Genomic DNA, 20849 nt, shown 5'->3' on the forward strand with positions numbered 1-20849 from the left:
CAAAGTAGCCGAGAGCGGCATCGGCTCGGGTTCGGACGTCGCCCGGCTCGCGAAGGCCGGGTTCGATGCCTTCCTGATCGGCGAGTCGCTGCTGCTCGCGGACGACGCGGCCGCGAAACTGGCCGAGTTGCTTTCGGCTTAACGGCGTGTGGCCGGGCCCGTCAGGCGAAGTTGCTCAGGTGCTCGGCCGACAGCCGGCTTTGGCCTTGCTCGCGCGTCGACGGCGGTCGGCAGGCGATTCACCAGGGGCCGGCTCGAGCTGGATGGCCTGCGGGGGTCGGGCTCTCGCCTGCGCGTCGCTGCGCGCAAACCGTTGGTGGCCTTCGAGAGGGCCTTCCGGGCGCTTGCGACGAGCCCCCTGGGTGAAGCGCCAGCCGAGCCGCCTTTTCTCCGCGCTTCGCGTGGCCCCTGACTTGGCCGGTCCAAAGCCGTTCATCAAACACTGAGGGCCCGACTACAGGAGATTCAGCGCTCAGCGAGCTGTCTGTCGAAACGACGTCCAGGGCGAGAAGCCGGTTTCGGCCTTGCCGGCGCAAAGCCGAAACCGGCTCCACTCAAGGTCTCCCCTGGCCGGTTGCACTGCCGATCGATGTCGAAGCGCAGGACACGGGGAGACCGGAGCGCGGAAGCACCCTCCTTTGCCGTACACTCACCACCCGGAGTGCGGAATGAAGAACGTTCGCATCAAGATCTGTGGCATCACCTGTGTCGAAGACGCCGAAGCGGCGGTGGATCTCGGGGCCGACTTCATCGGCCTCAACTTCTGGAGCAAGAGCCCGCGGCGACTCGAGGCTGTCCGCGGCCGTGAGATCGCCGAGGCGGTTCGCGGCAGGACTTCGCTCGTGGGCGTCTTCGTCAATCAGGCGCAGCCGGAAGTGGAGAAGGTCGCGACCACCGTCGGGCTCGATCTCATACAGTTCCACGGCGATGAGACTCCCGAGGATCTCGTGCCCTGGGGCGAACGGGCGATGAAGGCGGTCCGCTTCTCCGGCGAGCTCGACCCCGAGGCTCTGGACGACTACAAGACCGTCTGGGGATTCCTGATCGAGCCGCAGCGGGATTCCTATGGCGGCACCGGCAGGTCGTGGAACTACTCGAAGGCGCGCCGGTTGCCGCGCCACAAGCCGTTCCTGCTCGCCGGGGGCCTGCGTCCCGAGAACGTCGGCCAGGCGATCGAAGCCTGCAGCCCCTGGGGCGTCGACGTATGTTCGGGGATCGAATCCGAGCCCGGAGTCAAAGACGCCCAGGCGATGTGGAAGTTCTTCTCGGAGGTGAATCTTGCCACCGGCTGATCCGGTCGAGGCGAGGCCCGGGTACTTCGGCCCCTATGGGGGCCGATTCGTGCCGGAGACTCTGATGGCGCCGCTGGCCGAGCTCGAGCGCGCTTACGACAAGTTCTCTCGGAGACGGCGCTTTCGAAAACGCCTCGAGATCTTTCTGCGCGACTTCGCGGGCCGCCCGACGCCGCTCTATCTGGCGGAGCGTCTGACCGATCACTATGGCGGCGCCAGGATCTACCTCAAGCGAGAGGATCTTCTTCATACCGGGGCGCACAAGATCAACAACGCTCTCGGGCAGGTGCTGCTGGCTAACGAGATGGGCAAGCGGCGCATCATCGCCGAAACCGGGGCAGGCCAGCACGGTGTTGCGACCGCGACCGCCGCGGCTCTGCTTGGCCTCGAGTGCGTCGTCTACATGGGCGAAGAAGACATGCGGCGGCAGCGGGTCAACGTCGACCGCATGCGTCTGCTCGGGGCCGAGGTCGCGGCGGTCGATGCCGGCGCCCGGACGCTCAAGGACGCCATCAACGAGGCGCTTCGCGACTGGGTCACCAACGTCCACACGACCCACTACGTGCTCGGGTCGGTGCTCGGCCCCGATCCCTATCCGCGCATGGTGCGCGATTTTCATCGGGTGATCGGCGTCGAGGCCAAGAAGCAGTTGAAGAAACAGGCTGGCCGCGGCTGGCCGGATCTGGCGATCGCCTGCGTTGGCGGCGGCTCCAATGCCATCGGTATGTTCTCGGCTTTCATCGACGATCCCCGGGTGCGGCTGATCGGTGTCGAAGCCGGAGGGATTGGCGAGGCGCTGGGTGAGCATGCGGCGCGCTTTTCCGGAGGCTCGCTCGGCGTCCTTCACGGAACCAGGACTCTTCTGCTCCAGGACGAGGACGGCCAGGTCGCCGCGACGCATTCGGTCTCCGCGGGGCTCGACTACCCGGCCGTGGGTCCGGAGCATGTCGAACTGAAAGATCGGGGACGGACCGAGTACACCTCCGCGACCGATGAGGAGGCCGTGGCGGCGTTTCATCTGCTTTCCAGAATCGAAGGGATCCTGCCCGCGCTGGAATCCGCCCACGCGTTGGCCGAAGTGGCGAGACACGCGCCGAAGCTCTCGCAGGACAAGATCATTCTGGTCAATCTCTCGGGCCGCGGTGACAAAGACCTCGAGTTGGTCATGGAGTACGACCGGGATGAGAACCGAGGGAGCTCCGGATGAGCGCGGTCGGCACGGGCGCCATCGGCGATGCCTTCCTGCGCTCGGAGGCGGAGAAGAGAGCGGCCTTTATTCCCTACATCACGGCCGGTGACCCGGACCTCGAGACCTCGGCCGAGCTGCTGGGCGTGCTCGCCGATTCGGGCGCCGACGTTATCGAGTTGGGGGTCCCGTTCAGCGATCCGATCGCCGACGGCATCGTCAATCAAAGGGCCGCGAACCGGGCTCTGGCATCCGGTACGACCCTGTCGGGCATCCTGGAGCTCGTCAGCCGAACTCGAGAGCGAGTTGGCGTGCCCATCGTGCTCTTCACCTATTTCAATCCGCTGCACGCTCGCGGCCTGGAGCTGTTTGCCGAGCAGGCGTCGTCGTCGGGCGTCGACGGCGTCCTCTGCGTCGATCTACCGCCGGCGGAAGCGGCAGCCGACTATCTGCCGGCCCTGAGGAGCTCGGGGGTCGACACCGTGTTCCTGCTTTCCCCGACCAGTGACCGCCGTCGGATTCTGGAGGTGGAGGAAGCCTCGACCGGCTTTGTCTACTACGTCTCACGGGCCGGCGTCACCGGAACCCGATCGGAGCTGCCCCCCGAGCTACTGAAGGAGGTGAAGCGCCTGCGCCGCAAGGTGAGGCTGCCGCTGGCGGTTGGCTTCGGCATTTCGAGCCCCGAGCAGGCGAGGGCCGTGGGCAAGGTGGCGGACGGGGTGGTTGTCGGCAGCGCCCTGGTCCGAGTCGTAGAAGAAAACGCCGGCAGCAGCGCTCTGACCGGGGCCTTTGGTCGCAAGGCCCTGGAGCTTGCCAACGCGATCGGTTAGGGACTATCGCCCGTGAACGAGTCCAAGATCCTCAAGGTTGCCACCCAGGTCCATGGCCGGGCTCTATTGCGCCACGCTTCGGTCTCGCCGGCGCCTCTGCTGGTGGGCTTCCATGGTTACGGCGAGAACGCCGAGCGTCTGTTGGAAGCAATCGTCGAGATTCCCGGCATCTCCAAGTGGCACGTCGTGGTGGTGCAGGCGCTGCACCCCTTCTACAATTCCAAGACCGGAGAGGTCGTTGCAAGCTGGATGACCAAGGTAGATCGCGATCTGGCGATCCAGGACAACATCAAATACGTTGCCCGCGCGCTCGACGAGGCCAAGAAGAGCCTCGACCTCGAAGAACCGACGGCTTTCCTCGGCTTTTCCCAGGGGACGGCGATGGCGTACCGGGCAGCCGGAGCTGCGGGCCACGGCTGCGACGGGTTGATCGCCCTGGCCGGTGACGCGCCGGTAGAGATTGCCGACGAGTCGGCGCAGGCGCTGTCGCGAGTTCTGATCGGACGCGGCACCGCGGATACCTGGTACGACGAGGCCAAGATGGAAAGCGATGTCGCCCGGCTTCAGGGTCGCGGGACTCGCGTCGAGACCTGCGTCTTCGAAGGGGGCCACGAGTGGACGGCCCAGTTTCGACGGGCGGCTCGCGACTTCCTCCAATCGCTCCTCGGTTAGCTTCGGTGAGCAGGGTCGATCGGAGACTCCCCGAAGAGGGGAGAGAGGTGGCTCCCCCGCGTTCCGAGGTGGGCTATCTCGAGCTGCTGCGCGACAACGTCGCGTATCGCCGGCTCTGGTACGGAGCGGTTGCGTCCGATCTCGGGGATTGGTTCTCGACCATCGCCATCTATCTGTTGATCGAGCAGCTCACCGGTTCGCCGTTCGCGCTCGGTCTGGTTTTCGTCATCAAGATGTTGCCGTTCGCCCTGGCCTCGCCGATCGCCGGCCTGGTCGCCGATCGAGTGTCGCGCAAGTGGCTGATGATCTTCGCCGACGTCGCCCGAGCGCTCTTCGCCCTCGGGCTGCTTCTGGTACGAGAGCCCGGGCACGTCTGGTTGCTCTACACCCTGAGCGCCCTGCAGATGATCGCGGCCGCGTTCTTCATCCCGGCGCGGAGTGCGGCGATTCCCAACATCGCGAGCGAAAACGAAATCCTGACCGCAAACGCACTGTCTGCTTCGACCTGGTCGGCGCTCCTGGCCGTCGGAGCGGCCCTGGGCGGCTTCGTGACCGAATGGATCGGGATCCGGGGAGTCTTCATCCTCGACGGCGTGACCTATCTGGTCTCGGCCTTCTTCATCTACCGAACCGTGATCCCTCAACGTACCGAAAGGGCCACAGGGGGAGCGCTCGTCGCGACCGCGGTGCGAGACGTGGTGTCGGGATGGCAGCACATGAGGGATCGACCCCGAGTCGGCCGGATTGCGTTCACCAAGGCCGCGTGGTCGCTGGGAGGGGGAGCCCTGGTTTACATGCTGGCGTTGTTGGGACCGATCCTGGCGCCGGCGACGCCGGCACTCGGCATCGGATGGCTCTATGCCCTTCGAGGTGTGGGCACGGGGATTGGGCCGATCGCGGCTCGGGTCTACATTCCCGATCGAAGCCTGTGGCCGGCGATGATGGGCATCGGAATCGCGGTTACCGGCGTGCTCTATCTGGTGCTCGGAAGGATGGTGTGGACCTGGTGGGTCCTGATCCCCGTCGTTCTTGCGCACACCACCAGCGGCGCCAACTGGGTGACCTCGACGGTGCTGCTTCAAGAGCGCACCGAAGATCGATTCCGTGGCCGGGTGTTTGCAACCGAGTGGCTCTTGATCACGCTCTCGGATACGGTCTCGATTCTCGTCGCCAGCATCCTGCTCGAGCGCGGCGTGGTCGACCTGCGCCAGGGGTTTCTGTTCTTCGCCGCCGTTCAGGTGGTCTGTGGTGTCGTTTGGCTCGCGACCGTGGCCAGGCAAGAGGCGCGTTTCGACCGAGGTTGATTGCAGCGGTCGAGCCGCTCGAGCGAAGCGAAGAGTCGCGACCGTGTTGTTTCCCGCGCGGATTGAGTCGCGCCGGTGCTGTCTCTCCGGGAGCACAGAGAGGCTCCCTCGGAGACACACGCGGCGCTCCCTCAGCCACCATGCCCGAATCCTAGAGGCTTCAGAGGCTTGCGTGATTTGCGCGCAGCGGAGTGCCGGCGGGGGCCGCCTAGCCCTAAGCTTTCCGGCCCGAGCCGTCCCCGCTACAACCAAGCTAGAAGGCCGGCCGAGTGCGCCTCGAAGCGAGCCTCTCTTCGCTCGCGGAGAGGCGCCACCGGCGGCCCCTACCGGTAGCGTGGATCTGGGAACCATCGGTGATGATAGGACGGTTGAGACCCTTCGCTTCGAAGGCAAGCAAGGGTCGATCGCTACAGAGACGCACGGCCCAATCGGCACCGGCCCTGAAAGGCCGGCCGCGTGCTTACTTGCCCTTCAGGATCTTCGTGAAGCAGAACACGGCCAAAGCGGTTACCGCCGCCATCGAGAACAGCATGAAGCCGAGCGCAAAAGGTTCCATCTAAGCCTCCTCTCCGGCCTTCCCAGCCCATGAGCGTTTGATCAGATACAGCCCGATCACCACCAGCAGGACCATCAAGGCCCGGCTGAGCCAGCGGTAGGGGATTTCCGCCGGATCGCTGACGTTCTCCATCAGAAGCTCCGGAACCGCCTCGGTGACCGTCCACCACCCCAGCAGGGTGAACAGGAAGAGCGGCGTGACGTACTTCATCACCGGCTTGTAGAAGGCTGGGATGTTGATGTCCGCTCCCCTGTGGAGCTCGTCCCAGCCGCGGTCGATGCCGAAGATGTAGGCGAACAGAACGATCTCGATCGCCGCGAAAACAACTAGACCGAAGGTGCCGGCCCAGTAGTCCCACTCAAACATGACGCCATTGCGGTAGAAGAGAATGTGGAACATTCCCAGTAGCAGGGCAATCACGGTGACCGTCTTGGCGGCCTTGGCGCGCGTGAACTTCATCTCGTCCTGGAGGAAGGCGATGGTCGGGCTCGCCAGGGCAACGCTCGAAGTGATGCCCGCGATGAAGAGCAGGAAGAACCAGAGAAACGCCGCCAGCTTACCCAGGATCTCGGGCCCCGGCAGGCCCTGAAAGACGACGCCCATCGCCACGATGCCCAGATCAAAGGTACCGCCCTGGGCAATCGCGGTCGCGCCCGCCACTCCGAAGAAAACCACCGCCGCCGGAATGGCGATCGTGCCGCCCAGCACGACCTCGGCAAACTCGTTGGTGGCCGCGGTCGAGAGGCCGGTGAGGGCTATGTCATCGTCCTTTTTCAGGTACGAAGCGTAGGTCTGAATGCTGCCCATGCCGACCGAGAGAGTGAAGAACATCTGACCGGCTGCCGCCAGCCAGACCCGGGCGTCACCCAGCTTGCCCCAGTCGGGGTTCCAGATGAAATTGAGGCCTTCCGCCGGTGAAGCTGCCATCTCAGGGAGCGTGAGGACGCGTGCCAGGAGCAGAAAGGCGAAGATGAAGAGAATCGGCATGCCGATGAGTGCCAGCTTCTCGATGCCTCCGGCAAGGCCTCGTCTCAGGACCCAGCCGATGAAGACGAACGTCACCGCGAAGAACAGAAGGGTCATCAGCGGTCCCGAGTAAGAGCCATTGAAGATGTCCTGGTAGGAGGCCAGATACCCGCGCATCTCGTCGACATCGCCGAGGCCGAAGTAGTCGCCGGTGAGACTGAAGAAGCTCATCGCGAGCATCCACGACACGATGAAGGTGTAGTAGATAAACACGATCAGCGGCATGACGACACCGGTCACGCCAAAGTACTTGGCCCACTTCTTCTTGCGGTCGGTGAGCCGGTCGAACATGCCCGGCACCGAGCCGTGGCCGTGCGAGCCGCCATAGCGCCCGACGCCCCATTCGATCCACATCATCGGAATGCCGAGAATCAGAAACGAGACGAAGTACGGAATCATGAAGGTGCCGCCGCCGTTCTGCGCGGCCTGCACCGGGAATCGCAAGAAATTGCCGAGACCGACGGCGTTGCCCGCCATGGCCAAGACGAGGCCCACTCGGGTACCCCACCGTTCGCGGTCGCTCAATGCTGTACCTCCCCGAAAAGGGTGAAATTGGCTCAGGACGCCAGCTAAGAACCTGGCGGCAGGGTACTTACGGGCTAAGACGGTGTCAAGGCGCGGGGGGCTCGCTCCGATCTCGGACAATCCGCTTCGCCGCACCGCGCGGCGACGGCGGCTGGCAGGCGATTCACCAGGGGCCGGCTCGAGCTAGCCGGTTTCGGTCTCGCCGTCGCTCGAGCCTTTCGGCTTGTGCGATCCGGCGGTCTCTTGGAGGGATCGTCTCGGGCGATTTGCGCGTCTCCTCGCTGCCGGCTGCGAAGAGGAGTCGAGTTGCCGAGTGGCCCGCTGCGGTGCGGGCAAATCGCTCTACCTCGCCTCACCCTCCCCTCGCCACGTCGGATCCTCGCACCGCCTCAAACGGCTTCGCGCCGGCGAGGCCGAGACCGGCTCTTCGTAGCGCGTGACTCGGAAGGCGCTGAGGTCAGCCGATTCGGCAGGCAGCCGGTCGGGGGGCTCGCCGCAAGCGCTCACAAGATCGAACCGGAGGCCACTATCGGTCTGCGCGTAGCGGCGCGCAGCCGAGGGCCTGACCATCGAAGGTCTCTTAGCCCGAGGCGGCCCCTGGCCGGTTGCTCTGCCGGATCGGCACCGAAGCGCCGGAATACGGCCCGAGCCTACGCCGTGCCGTTCCCACCCTCGAGCTCGACCTTGAGCGACAGGAACCTGAGCAGATCCTTGAGGGCCACGATGCCGATCAGCCGGTCGCCTTCGACCACCATCAGGCGCGACACGCCACTCTTGCTCATGCGCGCGAGCGCGTGCATGGCGTCGGCATCGGGAGCGATCGTGTTGTCGGGCGAGCAAGGTTCGAGGATCGAGTTCACGCTTTGGCGGTGCCACTCCTCTTGAGGCAGCCGCTTGATGGCGCGAGTGGTCACACACCCCAACAGTCGGTCGCCCTCGACTACCGGGAACATCTTGAAGTGATGTTTGTAGACGTAGCTCCGCACGAGGTCCGCGACCGGAATCGAGCGCGGTACGGCGATCGGGTCGGTGATCATGAAACGCGCTACCGGCTCGCCTTCGAGGGCCCGTCGCATCAGCACGTGGCGATACGACATCAGGGCGGCGTTGCGCAGGAACATCCCGATCATGAAGCTCCACAGTCCGCCGATCAGATCGCCACCGAAGAGGGCGCGGTACAGACCGAGAGCGATGAGGACGATGCCGAAGGCCGATCCGATCGACGACGTCACGCGGGTCGCCCAGGGTAGGTCCTTGCGCAGGTGCCACAGAATCGAGCGCAACACTCGGCCGCCATCGAGCGGAAACGCCGGGATCATGTTGAAGATGACCAGAATCAGATTGAGCCCGGCGAGGAAACCAAATACCGTCGAAAGGGCTTGCTTGCCATCCGAAATGGCAGCGAGACCGAAGCAGGCCGCGGCAATGCCGACCGACGCGATCGGACCGGCGATTGCAACCAGGAATTCGGCTCGTGCGCTCGGCGGCTCCTCTTCCATCTCGGCCACGCCGCCGAAGATGAACAGGGTGATCCCCCGTATGGGAACCGCGAACTGTCGAGCGACGAGGGCGTGGGCGAGCTCGTGCAGGACGATGGAGACGAACAGCCCCAGGGAGGCCACGATCCCGAGGGTCCAGTAGGTCGCCGTGCTCTGTCCGGGCAGGCTGTTGGGGAAGAGATTGTCGGCCAGTGACCACGAGATCAGAAGCGCGATGACGAACCAGCTCAGATCGAGGTAGATCGGAATCCCGAAGGCCCGGAGTACTTGGAACCGTCTTAAGAACATGTGGGGTCGGGGCCCGCGGGGCGCGTCAAGATTCCTCGGGCATGACCACCCAGAGGATGATGTACGCGAGGATGCCCGGAAAGCCAGCCGAGAAGATGGATACCAGCACGTAAAGCACTCGCACCAGCGTGACGTCCCAGCCCAGCCATTCGGCGAGGCCTCCGCAGACGCCCGCGATGATTCGGTGCCGGCGGGAGCGTTTCAGAGGGTGGGTCGGGTCAGGCATGGCGTGTCCCTCTCTGATTACGATAGCTCTCCGGAGGGTGTTTCATTCACCCGACCATCTTCAGGATGCGCTCGCTCGACCTCCTCCAATGTCGAGCCGCGAGCCTTGTCGATTCGAGCATAGCGCTTCTGGAACTGACTGAGAGCGAAGCCCGAGAACTCCTCCTGCTGAAGTCCGAAGGGTATCTCGTCGTAGGCGGCGAAGATCTCCCGGATGACGCCCAGGGCGGTCGGAGCCAGAGTGTTCATTCTCCGGTCGATGGCGAGTCGGTATCCGGCGTCGGCATTCAACTCCTCGGCCAGTCTCGCGGTCCACTGAGGCCCGAACACTTCGACCGCGCTCATCGATTGTAGTCGCCTCCCGATCGCCTGCTATGCTGCATGCCGCCTCGATAATACCTAACTGCCTCACGCCTCTCGCCATGAGTGGAAACTTCGTCAAGCTGCCTGCCGAGAACGAGATTCTGGAGCGACTTCGAGCCATCGAAGGCGAATCGAGAGCTCGAGATCTCGTGTTCCAGAAGGTCGCACAGCAACTGGACTCCCGAACTCTCGACAACGCGGCGTTCTCGTTTCTGCTGATGGAAATGCTGCATCGTTTCGAGTGGGCACTCGGCGAAGACGCCGGTCAGTTTCTGCCCAAATGCATCCTGGCCCTCACCGGTGACTCCGATCTGGCGATGTCGGCTCGCGGCGCCTACGACGAGCTCGGCCCGGCCAGTGTTAAGAACGGCCCGGCGATCTAGCCTCATGTGACCTAGTTCACTGCGCTCCGGGGCAAAGGCGCCTATTCTGTAGTTGCTTCTTCATCCCCCACAGGCGAGGGGTCATCCTCCTTCCCCCTCGCCGCTCAGTTTGGGTGGGCCGGGCCAAAAGCCCGGCCCTTTTTCTTGTTGCGCTCAGTCCGACGAGGCCAGGCGCCGGGACATCTCGGCTTGAAGGTTGTGCTGCAGTACCAGGAATACGACCTCGAGCTGGCGTTCGGCGTCTTCCGAACCCGCCTCGCAGCGTGGAATGGGGACGGCCCTGCGTGTCGTAGACGTCCAGCAGGCACCCGCTCGGTCGGCGAATTGACTCAAATAGAGGTGCTCCGAATCGACCCATCTTCCTTGAGGGTGGACAACCCGGCCCCGGATCGACTCTTGGAGAAGATTGCGTCCCATCAACGCGAGGTCTCCGGGGTCGACGCCCATCAGCGCGAGCAGGGTGGGGGCTATATCGACCTGGCCGGCGGGAGCGGTTTCGAGTCGCCGAAGAGACCGATCCGGGGGCAGCCAGATCATGAAGGGCACCCGGCCGAACAGGAACTTCTTCGCCGGTCTTTCCAATCCGAAGTAGTCGACGAAGTCCTGGTCACGATTGAGGCCGGACGCGTGATCGCCCCAAATGGCGATGACCGTGCGGTCGAGAAGGCCGTTATCCTCCAGCCGGGCGGCGAGCTCTTCCAACGCCCGGTCGAAGAGACTCATGCCGTGAAGATAGTTGCCGAGCCGGGTTCCTTCGAGGTCACCCATGGATCGGCTCTTGAGCTCGCTCGGAAAGGACTCGTACGGATAGTGCACGGATAGCGTGGTCAGCCAGGCGAAAAAGGGCTCGTCCAAAGCATCCAGGACCGGCACCATCTGCTCGAGAAAGTCGCGGTCGTTGATACCCCAGCCGACTTTCGGTCCGCGGCGCTCGAAACCGGAGCGAAACAGATTCGTCTCGAACCCATAGGCGGGGTGGGTGGCCTGCCGGTTCCAGAAGCTTCCCTTATAGGGGATCGCCGAGATCGTCGTGTAGCCCCGGTCCGAGAGGGCATGGGCGATACTGTAGTAGTCATTCTTAGGGTATTCGTAGGCGATCGACTCTCCCACCGGTAGCATCGAGGCCAGCGCCACGAAGTCGCCCGCCGAAGAGCGCCCTCGACTGGTTTGATCGAGCACCATCGAGAACTCGAGCGCGCTTTCGCGCAGTCGTCGCAGATTGGGCATTACCGCGACACCCTCGACATCGAGGTCGACAACGAACTCCTGCATCGACTCGACCTGGATCGCGATCAGGTTGAGGCCCTCGGCAAGACCGGCGGTGGCTCCGCCGATCTCCCTCTGGGGCCTGGTCTCCTCGAACCAGGCGAACACACGGTCCAGCTCCTCGGGAGTGACCGCGGGCTGCCGCCAACGGCCCACGATCCGCGTTCCGGCATCGAGGAGCTGAAAACCGTACAGTCCGTAGGTTGAAACCGCGCGCAGATTCTGAAGGTTGCGGCGGCCCTGGAGTTGTCCGGTCGTCAACGCCTTGGCGGCGCTCAGGAAGAATGGGATGGCGAGCACCGCAAGTACCAAGTTCACCCCACGGCGCCGGCCTCCCGTCGCGTCACGCCGGCTCTTCGAAAGCAACCAGAGAACGGGTAACGCGAGTAGCAGGTCGAAGGCAAGCCAGAGGTCGGTGGGTTTGGCCAGGAAGTCGATGGTGGCGCCCAGATCGGTGGCCTGGCGGCCGGCGAGGGCGGCCACCGACGAGGCGAGATCCAGAAAGAAGCGAAAGTAGATTACCTGGGCCCAGACCACGAGCGCGCCCAGCGCCGCCAGGAGCCAGGCGGCTACCGAGCGCAGCCTCGCCGGGAGGAAGCACAGCGGAAGCAAGAGGAACGCGACGACCGAGAAAGTGACCAGCTTGGGTCCCGGCCAGAACTTCGGCGCAAGCTCGACATAGAGAACATAGGGCTTGCCGAGGAGGCTTGTCGCACACCAGATCAAGTCGAGCAGGCCCAGGTAGGCCACGGCGACTCCGGCGGTGCGGGAGCTTGCCGGTCTGTGAATGAGAATGGCGGTTCCGAGCACCAGGCATGGCAGGAGCACTGCCAGAAAGAGCTCGACCGGCGGCAGCACCAGGACCCATCTAGGAGCTTCAGGCGTGCGGTCGAACTGGGCAAACCAGCCGCTCTGTTCACTCTGCAGATCCCATTTGACCCGGTAGAGGCCGAAGCTGCGGGGAGGCTTGATTCGAACCGCGACCAGAGTCTCCGCGCCCGGAGCCACGCGTTCTTTCAGAGGAGTCCGAAACCCCTCTTCGACCACCTGGTCTCCCCAGAGGCCCAACCAGCGCGGAGAAAAGAAGAAGGTACGCTCTCCTTCCCAGTCGTTGAAGCCATCATTGCGCAAAATGAGATCCGCGTTCCGTTCGCGGCCCACGAACAACAGGCGAGGAAGTGAACCCTCGAGGATCGAGAACGAATAGGTCGTGGTCGGCTGGCTCGTCGGGCGCGGCCGATCGCGGCTTTGGCTGCCGCTGCAGGCCAGCACCGAGCTCACCAGCAGCGTGACCAGCAGAGTGCTGAGGGAACCTGGCGGACGGCGCGGCAAGAGCACGTCCGGCTTACTGGAGATAGCCCAGCGCCTTGAGCTCGTCCAGGGTCGCCCCGGTTGGTACGACCTGGTCTCCCAGACAGGGATCGCGTGAGCCCACGATGCTGTCGAGCTCGGTTCGAAGTTGTTCGAGGATTCTGGGCTTGTTGAGAGCCGTATCCCACAGCTCCTCCGGGTCGGCCTGGAGGTCGAAGAGCTGGCCTCGGTAGAGCTTCCAATCGGGTTGCCGGATCGAGTCGATATCCTTGCCGAGCTTACGGTCGATACGGCTGATGACGGCTCGGCCTCCGCCCTCGCCGCCTACCGCCGGCGGCGCAATGTCGCGGCCTTGGAAGTCCTCGGGCGTCGGCAGGCCGAGCGCGCTTAGCACGGTCGGCGCGATGTCGATGCTGCTGACCTGGTCCGACACCCGAGCGCCGGCGTGATGCTGGTTCGGGAACTTGATGACCAGCGGTACTCGAAGAAGCTCGTCGTAGAGCGAATGCGAGTGCCACCCGACCCGGCCGTGCTCGCCGAATTCCTCGCCGTGATCCGAGGTAAAGACGATCATGGTGTCGTCGTAAAGCGAGTTCTCTCGCAAGAATACGATCAAATGCTCCAACGCCTCGTCCATCGAGCGGATCTCGGCGTCGTAGGTGTTGACGATGTGCTGCAAGTCACCCTCTTGGAGCACTCTCTTCTTGCGGTTGATCTCCTTGAGCATGTCCACCGAGATGACATCCGGGAGCTCGCCGTCGTAGTCATCGTCGAAGATCTCCAGAAAACGCTCTTGCGGCTCGTAGGGGTGATGGGTCTCGTAGGTGTGGAGGAAGAGAAAGAAAGGACGGTCCGGGCGTTCCGCCAGCCACTCTTCGGCGAGCTTGACAGTCCCGTAGAAGTGTCTCGTACCGGGCTGGTTGTAGGAATCGAAGCCCTGATCGAGTCCGAAGATCTTGTCCATCTGCCCGCCGCCGGTGAAGGCTCCGGTCGCCATGCCCGCTTCCTGAGCCACCTCGGCGAGCGTGAGGCACTCGTCGGCCAACCTCGTGCGCCCGCCCCAGGAGGCTCCGTGGTGGTGTGGAATGAGCGACGTGAATATCGAGGCGTGCGAGTGCAGGGTCGAGGGCGCCTGGGCGATGGCTTCGGAGTAGACGACCGAGTCCTCACACAGCCGGTCGAGTGCCGGTGAGGTCGGCCGGTTGTAGCCGTAGCAGCCGAGATGGTCCGATCGGAGCGTATCGATCGAGATGAGAATCAGGTTGGGCGCATCGAGCCGGGTCTCGGTCTCGGGCTCGGTGTCGGCGACCGAGCAGCCGAGCCCCAGGCTAGCCCACAGGAAGAACCAAACACGCATGCCCAAGTGGAAAGAGCCAACTAGAAAGAGAAGGTTGAGAAAGAAGCGGAGAACGCAAGCCGCACTCCCGCTCGGAAGCGCACGGATCGTAGCACAAGGATTCGGGGAGTTGTTGTCTGTTCGCGGCTACGAGCCGGCCGCGGCGGCCTGGGTCACGCCCGTCGGGTAGTGCACGAAAAACCCGTCGGCCCAGACGATGTCCTGCTCGTACTGGGTGGCGACAAAGCCCTGGATGGGGTACGGATTGGTGACCGGACCGACCTCGCCGCCTCGACCAAGGCTTCGGATGCCGATCGAGATCACGTCGACCTCGCTCTTCCAGGCGTATTCGAATGGGTGTCCCCAGCCGTCTCGCTCGGGAATGTCGGAGGTGTAGCGCGGTCCGGTCGCGGGCAGCAGAGTGGTGCGAAGCTCATCGGTAGAAAGCGGTTCGAGGGCTTCGAAATCAAACGTTTGGGCGCCGGCCGCCGCCGCCGAGGCCTCGTCGGTCAGCCAGGAGAACCATCCCACGCCGACGTTTCGAATATTTGCGACCGTGCGTTTCTGCTTTGCCTTCTGCAGGGCGTCGAGCAGATTCGGGATCAGGATCGCGGCGATGATTCCGATGATCGCTACGACGATCAGTAGCTCGATCAGCGTAAAACCGCCGGCTCTCCGGGCGCGGGTGTGGGTGAGGAATCTCATCGCGAGATCCCTGGCGCAGATTGCGTGCCAACGAAAAAAGTAAGCAAAAAGCGCCTGTTCTAGCTGCTTTCCGACCAACAGCTGACGAGAAACGTCAGTCGGGAGGCTGGACTTGACACTGAGTCGAAACGCCGGCAGGAGGTGCGGTCTCGGCCGCCAGGCCGCTGGCCGTCAGTCTTCTGGACAAAGCCGCCAGGCATCTCTGCAGGATCTTGTAGATGCTCGACGAGCGATACCCCAGCCTCTTCGCGGTCTCGAGGGGCCGGCAGCCGAGACCGTAGCGAAGCTCGAGGACCGAGCGGCAGCGCGAGGGAAGGTCTCCCAGGATGCTGGCCATGTCGTGCGAGAGCTCGATCGTGTCTTGTTCGGAGCGCGTGGGCTCAGCCAGCGTCTCCAGGATCGCGGTGTCAACGGCGCTGTAAAGGCGCCTGCGCCGGCGGCGCCAGTACATCAAACAGTGGTTACGCAAGGTGCCCGCCAGCCAGGCCTCAGGATTCTCGACCTGTTCTCTGCCATCAATGAGCGCCATAAGAGACTGCTGCATGAGGTCCTCCGCGTCTTGCGGAGGAATTCTGTAGCGGCGGCAGATCCGTGCGGCGATGGGCTTGGCCGCGCTCATCAGGTCGGCGAACGCTTCATTCGAATGAGGGGACCCAATCGCTGCGGTCACGGTGGCCATGGGAACTAATTACCAGTCTACATCCGAAAGTGGCGGTTCATTTCGATCTGCGCAGGAGCGCGGAACGCGGACCGTTTCCGATCCCGGCCCTGATATCCTGCCGGCGCCGCTCAGGGGACTGAGAGAAAAAGCTTCTGCCATGTGGTGTCGAGAGACTAGGCGGGTTCTGTTCGGTTGGAGCCTCGTTTGGAGCCTTGCGGTCTGCCTGGCCGCGACGTCGGCTCGCGCCCGGGAGGCCCCCCCGATCGAGGTCCGGAGCGTCGAGTTGCGGACCGGCGAGACCGCGGGCACGGTGGTGATTCGTTCGGAGAAGCCGGTTGAGTGGTCCACCGAGGCCGGCGAGCGAACCCTGGTTGTCTTTCTATCGCATTCGGTTCCGGGTCCGGAGGCGCTCGATCGATCCTCTCGCGCCGGCCTGATCTCGCGGGTAGAGGTCGGCTTCGCGGTTCCCGGAGGCGTTCCGACGGCCCGAATCACGATCCATGCGCGAAAGCGATTCCAGCACGAGATCGTGCGCTCGGGAGACGACCTCACGATTCGGCTGGCGGCGGTGAGGGCGAGTCCGGGCTCGTCGGAGAAACAGGTCGAGGCGCCCTCGGCGCCCCAGACCGGTGGCGTCTCGGTCGAGAACCTAGAGCTCGAGGCAATCCTCGAGGAGAATGAAGGTCTGCGCGAGCGAGTGGCAGAGCTCCACTCCGACAGACTGGAGCTTCGCAAATCACTGGACACGCGCACCGCCGAGCTCGAGAAGGCCGCCCGGAGCAAAGTGCGCACTCTGCTTGCGGAGGTCGGTCTGGGGCAGCTCACGATCTCGCCGGCCGCCGATCCCTGCTTGACCGTACGCGCCGGCCCCAGCATGGAACGGGAGCGAATCGACTGTCTCCTGCCGGGCACGGAGGTGTCGATCACCGACGTGACGACGGGTTGGCTCTCGGTGACGACTCCGGGCGGGGTCTCGGGCTGGGTCGCTTCGAGGTTTGTCGAGCCGAGGCAAGCCATCGAAGCCTCGGAGCGGACCCCCGCGCTCGAGCTTTCCCGCCACGTAAAGGACGATGTCGCTCCGTGCCTCAGCTTGCGACAGGATCCAAACGTCGATAGCCGTTTGCTCGACTGTCTGCCGCCGGGCACCAAGGCGGCGGCAGTCGCCTCGGCTGGGGGCTGGTTTCGACTTCGGCTCCAAGATGGCCTGGAGGGCTGGTCTGCCGCGGAGTTCCTCGAGTCCACGAACGAGAGAGAGCTGCGGCTCGAGCTCGAAGCCGCGCGATCCGACTTGGTCGCCGCTGAGGCGGACAGCGAAGAGCTGGCGACCAGGGTCGCCGGCCTGGAAGCGGATCTGGCCGCGACGCGTGAATCACTGGCGGCGAGTCAGGCGCGGAACGAGAGTCTCGCTACACGGATCGCCGAGCTCGAGGCGGTAGCCGCCGACACGGCGGCACCAGCCGGAACTCACCAGACAGTGCCGACCGCGATCGAGGAGCCGACCGAAGTAGCGGAGTTTCCGGCGCCTTTGCCGTCGGTGGCGGAGGTAATTCCCGAGCCCGCGTTGGGGGAACCGACCGACCTCGAGGCCTTCGTGCGGGTCTGGGCCAGAGCCTGGTCCGAGCAGAGGGTCGACGACTATCTCAGCTGCTACGCAGCGAGCTTCATTCCGCCTTTGGGCATGAGCCGCGCCGACTGGTCGAGCCTCAGGCGAGAGCGTCTCACGAGTCCTGAGTTCATCGAGATCGAGCTGACGAACTTCAGCACGCGGATCGATGGTCCGGACCGGGCAACGGTGTCCTTCGATCAAGATTATCGGTCCGACACCTTCCGGGATCGCGTTGGCAAGACGCTCGAGCTTATCCGCGAGGGTGACCGGTGGCGGATTCTCGAGGAGACCAGGAACTAGTGGCCTGTAACACCCCAATCGCTACTACCTGGCCGGCCCTCGTCGCCGATCTTTGCGTTGCGCTTCCTCGACATAGGCACCGCTATGCCTGCGTCAGCGCGCCTTGACCTCGACGACGAATGGCTCGGCCATCTAGTATCGCTTCGAGTGTTACGGGCCACTAGCTGTCGCCAGTGACCAAGGCCTTGGCCTGGTAGAGGTCTCCGTCTTCGAATCCCAGCCGCCGGTAGTACTCGCGGGTTCCCACCGAAGAGATCACCGCCAGGCTCGGGTAGCCCGCCTCGGTAGCGCGGCGCTCGGCCTCGGCGACCAGGCGGGTACCGAGCCCGAGGTGCTGCGACGGTCCCTCAGGGCGCCGGCCGAGGCCGACGAGGCGCCCGTAGACGTGCACTTCGCGGATCATCGCGGCCCGCTGGATCTCGGCGATGGGTATCTCGTTCGCGGGCAGACTCAGCCTGAGAAAAGCCGCGATTCGCATGTCTCCGGTGACGAACTGCAGAAACTGCTCTCGTCCGATCGCGGTCTCGTACTCCAGGGTTTGAAGCCGTAGGTCGGAGCTTGCGATCTCGGCACCCCGGATCTCGCGCGCGCGAATGTCATCGCTCGAGCTTCCCTGGCGTTCGAGCTCGCGCTCCGCGAGCTCGCGGAAGTTGGTGAGGCGATTGCCGTCGACGATGTCGGTCCCGGGGATGTCCCGGATCACCCGCGTGAGGCGGCAGTAGCCCGGTGTCCGCCGCATGCATTCGGTGAGCACCTCGAGCAGCTCATCGTGCTCGTAGGGACGCCAATCGCCGCGCTCGTAATACGCCATCAGCTCGGCGCTTTCGATGAGGCTGCAGGGATAGATCTTGAGCTCGTCCGGGCGAAAGTCCGGATCGGCGAACATGCGTTCATAGTCGACGATGTCCCGCGCCGGGTCGGAACCGTACAGGTTCGGCATCCAGTGCGCGTGGATCTTGAAGCCGGCCTGGCGCAGGATGATCATGGCTTTGCGGGTCGCGGCAACGTCGTGGCCGCGGTGGTTCAGTGTCAGAACTTCGTCCGACAGGCTCTGGTAGCCGATCTGGACCTTGGTCGCCCCCAGCTGGCGCATCCGCACCGCCTCCTCGAGGGTGAGATGGTCGGGGCGCGTCTCCACCACGAGACCCACGCAGCGAGCCTCGGTACCCTCGTTGCGGCGCTGGGCGGCCTCCAGTTCGGCCCAGGTGGCGCTCTCGTTGGGCACGTCCACCTCGGGGCCGGTGAAGTCACGCACGACCCGGTTGTAGTTGCGAGTGATGGCCCTGCCATCGACGAGCTCGGTCAATGCGCGGAAGTCGATCGCCGGCACGACCTCCGGCAGCGCCGGCGGGACTTCGCTCGCGAAGTCGTTCATCGCGTCGAAACAGCGCTTGACGAACCAGATCTGATAATGCTCCGGGTAGTAGGACCAGGTGCCGCCCAGCACGATCAGCTCGACCTTGTCCACGGGATGGCCGTTGTTGTGGTAGGCGAGCAAGCGAGAGAACGTCTGGAGATACGGGTCGAATTGGTGCTGGGCCGCGCGCTGGGCGCCGGGTTCGTCGGAGAGATAGCTCTTGGGCATGCGCACGTCGCTCGGGCAGAAGATGCAGCGCCCGGGGCACGGATAGGGCTTGGTCAAGATGGTCACCGGAGCGACCCCACTCAGCGTGCGCACGGGCTTCATACGGAGTCGGTCCAGGAACGCTTCGCCCCCGAGCTTCGGCTCGAATCGGTCCCGGTAGAAACGGAAGCCGCGCACCAACTCGCTCTTCGAGAACAGCCCGCGGCCGTTCTTCGGGTAGCGCCTCAGGACGCGCTGGAGCTCGGGCGCACCGAAGTCCTCGAGCGCGGAGAGCTCGCCGAGAATGGCGGTAAGCTCGCGCTCGAAGTTCTCGGGCTCGAAGGATCGGAATCTCGGCATCTTGGATGAAGGCCTCTACGGTAGCTGCTCTCGAGCGAATCAACCGGGAGTTCTACCGGCGGCGAGCCGCCGAATTCAGCGACACCCGCAGTCGACCATGGCCCGGGTGGCAGAGGGTTCTCGAGCTTGTCCGGCGAAACCTCGACTCCCAGAGGATATCGATTCTAGACCTCGGCTGTGGCAACGGCCGTCTTCTACCGGAGCTCGGTCGAGCTCTGGGCGGTGACAAACAAGAGGTCTCCTACCTCGGTGTCGACGTATCCGCGCCGCTGCTGGCGATCGCCGCCCGAGCGGGGCAGGCCGACCGGGCGGCGGCTCTGCGGGTGCCGAGGCTGGTTGCCGCGGATCTCGTCGCGCGCCCTCTGGCGGAGCTCGAGCCGGCGGCGAGTTTCGACCTGATCTTCAACTTCGGGCTCATGCATCACGTGCCGTCCTTCGGTGCTCGGCGGCGACTTCTGGCGGAAAGCGCCGGCCGGCTGCGACCGGGCGGCGTCCTGGCCGTTTCGTTCTGGCAGTTTGGTGACCGGGAGCGCTTCCGGCGCCGGCTCGTTTCCTGGCGAGCCGCTGCCGACAGGGTCGATCCGGGGGATCTCGAGGCCGGCGACTGCCTTCTGGCGTGGGGCGACTCGGGGGCGGTGCGCTACTGCCATTTCGCCAACGAGGCCGAGGCCGAGGCCCTGGTGGAGGAGCTCGAGCTGGAGCGGCTCTCGAGCTTCCGGGAGGACGGGGTCTCGCGAGACCTCAACCTCTACTACGTCTTGAGAAAGAGGGGACACAATACGTAATGTCGGTGTAACTCGGGAGTGAGTGGCTGCCGAGAGTCTGAATGTAGTGGCTATTTGCGGGGCGGGAAGCCCATTACGCCGACATTACGTATTGTGTCCCGCTCTCTCCAGAAACTGTGCCGCCAGCCGCGGTCCGCTGGCTTCGTCCTCATGCTTGAAGAACACGAAGCACTCGGTCCACTCCTGCCGCCGCAGTCCGTTCAGCCAACGCTCGAGAGCTTGCTTGTCATAGTCGGCCCGGCGCAGGCGCAGGTAGCCCCAATCGGCGGTCGCAATCAGCTCCGGCTGCTTGTCTTCCGTTTCGGCCAGGCAGAGAGCGCGGTTGTGCGAGCGTAGGGCCTCGAAGACGTCGTCGTCGAACCAGCTGTCGTGGCGAAACTCGAACGCCGCTCGAACGTCATCGGGGAGGATCTTGAGGAACTCCCCGAGGCGCTCGAGGTCCTTCTTGAAGTTCGGTGGCAACTGAAACAGCAGAGCGCCGAGGCGCTCACCGAGCGTGCTGGCCGTATCCACGAAGTACCGGCACTCCTCTTCGGCGTTCTTCAGGCGCTTGAAGTGGGTAATCCGCCGGGAGGCCTTCAGGACGAAACGAAAGTCCGCGGGCACTTGTTTGCTCCAGCCTTCGAGAACACTGGGCTTGGGCATGCGATAGAAGGTGTTGTTAATCTCAACCGCGGGCAACCTCGAGCCGTAGTAACCGAGCATGTCGGCGTTCTTGAGCTTCTCGGGATAGAAGCTACCCTTCCACTCCTTGTAGCTGAAGCCGCTGGTACCGGTTCGGATACGTCGATGTCGCCGACGGCAAT

19 protein-coding genes are annotated in these 20849 nt (G+C 64.3%); 9 read left to right on the top strand and 10 right to left on the bottom strand.

Going from position 1 to position 20849, the window contains the following annotated elements; all coding sequences use genetic code 11:
• From GY769_18840 to GY769_18865, 6 genes are all read left to right on the top strand, one after another.
• The coding region (locus GY769_18840; protein ID MCP4203980.1) for an indole-3-glycerol phosphate synthase at window positions 1-142 on the top strand (142 nt) is incomplete at its 5' end.
• A gap of 526 nt (window positions 143-668) precedes the next feature.
• Entirely contained in the window at window positions 669-1292 is a 624-nt protein-coding gene (locus GY769_18845; protein MCP4203981.1) for a phosphoribosylanthranilate isomerase, read from the top strand.
• Between the two features lie 64 nt (window positions 1293-1356).
• On the top strand, window positions 1357-2499 hold the full coding sequence (gene trpB / locus GY769_18850; protein ID MCP4203982.1) for a tryptophan synthase subunit beta: 1143 nt from the start codon (window positions 1357-1359) through the stop codon (window positions 2497-2499).
• Window positions 2496-3308: a tryptophan synthase subunit alpha gene (locus GY769_18855; protein ID MCP4203983.1), complete on the top strand. Its 813-nt coding sequence runs from the start codon at window positions 2496-2498 to the stop codon at window positions 3306-3308. The genes trpB and GY769_18855 overlap by 4 nt, the downstream gene beginning before the upstream one ends.
• Window positions 3309-3320: 12 nt before the next feature.
• Window positions 3321-3980: a phospholipase gene (locus GY769_18860; GenBank protein ID MCP4203984.1), complete on the top strand. Its 660-nt coding sequence runs from the start codon at window positions 3321-3323 to the stop codon at window positions 3978-3980.
• A gap of 47 nt (window positions 3981-4027) precedes the next feature.
• On the top strand, window positions 4028-5284 hold the full coding sequence (locus GY769_18865; GenBank protein ID MCP4203985.1) for an MFS transporter: 1257 nt from the start codon (window positions 4028-4030) through the stop codon (window positions 5282-5284).
• Window positions 5285-5840: 556 nt separating this feature from the next.
• On the opposite strand, the gene GY769_18870 is transcribed toward GY769_18865, so the two are convergent.
• The 4 genes from GY769_18870 to GY769_18885 all read right to left on the bottom strand — a co-directional run bounded on the left by GY769_18870 (window position 5841) and on the right by GY769_18885 (window position 9748).
• On the bottom strand, window positions 5841-7343 hold the full coding sequence (locus GY769_18870) for a sodium:calcium symporter (protein ID MCP4203986.1): 1503 nt from the start codon (window positions 7341-7343) through the stop codon (window positions 5841-5843).
• A 698-nt stretch (window positions 7344-8041) separates the two neighbouring features.
• Entirely contained in the window at window positions 8042-9178 is a 1137-nt protein-coding gene (locus tag GY769_18875) for a CBS domain-containing protein (GenBank protein ID MCP4203987.1), read from the bottom strand.
• A 25-nt stretch (window positions 9179-9203) separates the two neighbouring features.
• The gene (locus tag GY769_18880) at window positions 9204-9404 is read right to left on the bottom strand and encodes a PspC domain-containing protein (protein MCP4203988.1); all 201 of its coding nucleotides are present in this window, start codon (window positions 9402-9404) and stop codon (window positions 9204-9206) included.
• A 17-nt stretch (window positions 9405-9421) separates the two neighbouring features.
• Entirely contained in the window at window positions 9422-9748 is a 327-nt protein-coding gene (locus GY769_18885; protein MCP4203989.1) for a hypothetical protein, read from the bottom strand.
• A gap of 77 nt (window positions 9749-9825) precedes the next feature.
• On the opposite strand from GY769_18885, the gene GY769_18890 reads away from it, so the two are divergent.
• A complete protein-coding gene (locus tag GY769_18890; protein MCP4203990.1) occupies window positions 9826-10149 on the top strand; it encodes a hypothetical protein in 324 nt (107 codons plus the stop codon).
• A 153-nt stretch (window positions 10150-10302) separates the two neighbouring features.
• On the opposite strand, the gene GY769_18895 is transcribed toward GY769_18890, so the two are convergent.
• From GY769_18895 to GY769_18910, 4 genes are all read right to left on the bottom strand, one after another.
• Window positions 10303-12753, bottom strand: a complete 2451-nt coding sequence (locus tag GY769_18895; protein ID MCP4203991.1) for an LTA synthase family protein — start codon at window positions 12751-12753, stop codon at window positions 10303-10305.
• 7 nt (window positions 12754-12760) lie between these two features.
• The gene (locus GY769_18900; GenBank protein MCP4203992.1) at window positions 12761-14089 is read right to left on the bottom strand and encodes a sulfatase; all 1329 of its coding nucleotides are present in this window, start codon (window positions 14087-14089) and stop codon (window positions 12761-12763) included.
• Between the two features lie 120 nt (window positions 14090-14209).
• Window positions 14210-14767: a prepilin-type N-terminal cleavage/methylation domain-containing protein gene (locus GY769_18905; protein ID MCP4203993.1), complete on the bottom strand. Its 558-nt coding sequence runs from the start codon at window positions 14765-14767 to the stop codon at window positions 14210-14212.
• Between the two features lie 94 nt (window positions 14768-14861).
• Window positions 14862-15446: a sigma-70 family RNA polymerase sigma factor gene (locus GY769_18910; protein MCP4203994.1), complete on the bottom strand. Its 585-nt coding sequence runs from the start codon at window positions 15444-15446 to the stop codon at window positions 14862-14864.
• 139 nt (window positions 15447-15585) lie between these two features.
• Between GY769_18910 and GY769_18915 the strand changes: the two genes are divergently transcribed.
• Window positions 15586-17334 carry an SH3 domain-containing protein gene (locus GY769_18915; GenBank protein MCP4203995.1) on the top strand — a complete coding sequence of 583 codons (1749 nt, stop codon included), beginning with the start codon at window positions 15586-15588 and terminating at the stop codon, window positions 17332-17334.
• 160 nt (window positions 17335-17494) lie between these two features.
• Here GY769_18915 and GY769_18920 read toward each other — a convergent pair whose 3' ends face one another.
• Window positions 17495-19258, bottom strand: a complete 1764-nt coding sequence (locus GY769_18920; protein ID MCP4203996.1) for a tRNA uridine(34) 5-carboxymethylaminomethyl modification radical SAM/GNAT enzyme Elp3 — start codon at window positions 19256-19258, stop codon at window positions 17495-17497.
• Between the two features lie 5 nt (window positions 19259-19263).
• Here GY769_18920 and GY769_18925 point away from each other — a divergent pair, with 5 nt between their 5' ends.
• The gene (locus GY769_18925; protein MCP4203997.1) at window positions 19264-20043 is read left to right on the top strand and encodes a class I SAM-dependent methyltransferase; all 780 of its coding nucleotides are present in this window, start codon (window positions 19264-19266) and stop codon (window positions 20041-20043) included.
• Between the two features lie 84 nt (window positions 20044-20127).
• Here GY769_18925 and GY769_18930 read toward each other — a convergent pair whose 3' ends face one another.
• Window positions 20128-20748, bottom strand: coding sequence for a DUF72 domain-containing protein (locus GY769_18930; protein MCP4203998.1), 621 nt, complete (start codon window positions 20746-20748; stop codon window positions 20128-20130).
• Between the last annotated feature and the right edge of the window lie 101 nt (window positions 20749-20849).

The organism is bacterium (assembly GCA_024224155.1).
In the GTDB taxonomy this organism is placed as follows: domain Bacteria; phylum Acidobacteriota; class Thermoanaerobaculia; order Multivoradales; family JAHEKO01; genus CALZIK01.

Bases quoted from the DNA above. Each gene is read 5' to 3' on its own strand.
- GY769_18880 (MCP4203988.1), bottom strand. From the start codon at position 9,404: ATGCCTGACCCGACCCACCCTCTGAAACGCTCCCGCCGGCACCGAATC.
- GY769_18845 (MCP4203981.1), top strand. From the start codon at position 669: ATGAAGAACGTTCGCATCAAGATCTGTGGCATCACCTGTGTCGAAGAC.
- trpB (MCP4203982.1), top strand. From the start codon at position 1,357: ATGGCGCCGCTGGCCGAGCTCGAGCGCGCTTACGACAAGTTCTCTCGG.
- GY769_18930 (MCP4203998.1), bottom strand. From the start codon at position 20,748: ATGCTCGGTTACTACGGCTCGAGGTTGCCCGCGGTTGAGATTAACAAC.
- GY769_18855 (MCP4203983.1), top strand. From the start codon at position 2,496: ATGAGCGCGGTCGGCACGGGCGCCATCGGCGATGCCTTCCTGCGCTCG.
- GY769_18925 (MCP4203997.1), top strand. From the start codon at position 19,264: ATGAAGGCCTCTACGGTAGCTGCTCTCGAGCGAATCAACCGGGAGTTC.
- GY769_18885 (MCP4203989.1), bottom strand. From the start codon at position 9,748: ATGAGCGCGGTCGAAGTGTTCGGGCCTCAGTGGACCGCGAGACTGGCC.
- GY769_18920 (MCP4203996.1), bottom strand. From the start codon at position 19,258: ATGCCGAGATTCCGATCCTTCGAGCCCGAGAACTTCGAGCGCGAGCTT.
- GY769_18915 (MCP4203995.1), top strand. From the start codon at position 15,586: ATGTGGTGTCGAGAGACTAGGCGGGTTCTGTTCGGTTGGAGCCTCGTT.
- GY769_18890 (MCP4203990.1), top strand. From the start codon at position 9,826: ATGAGTGGAAACTTCGTCAAGCTGCCTGCCGAGAACGAGATTCTGGAG.
- GY769_18875 (MCP4203987.1), bottom strand. From the start codon at position 9,178: ATGTTCTTAAGACGGTTCCAAGTACTCCGGGCCTTCGGGATTCCGATC.
- GY769_18905 (MCP4203993.1), bottom strand. From the start codon at position 14,767: ATGAGATTCCTCACCCACACCCGCGCCCGGAGAGCCGGCGGTTTTACG.
- GY769_18870 (MCP4203986.1), bottom strand. From the start codon at position 7,343: ATGGCGGGCAACGCCGTCGGTCTCGGCAATTTCTTGCGATTCCCGGTG.
- GY769_18910 (MCP4203994.1), bottom strand. From the start codon at position 15,446: ATGGCCACCGTGACCGCAGCGATTGGGTCCCCTCATTCGAATGAAGCG.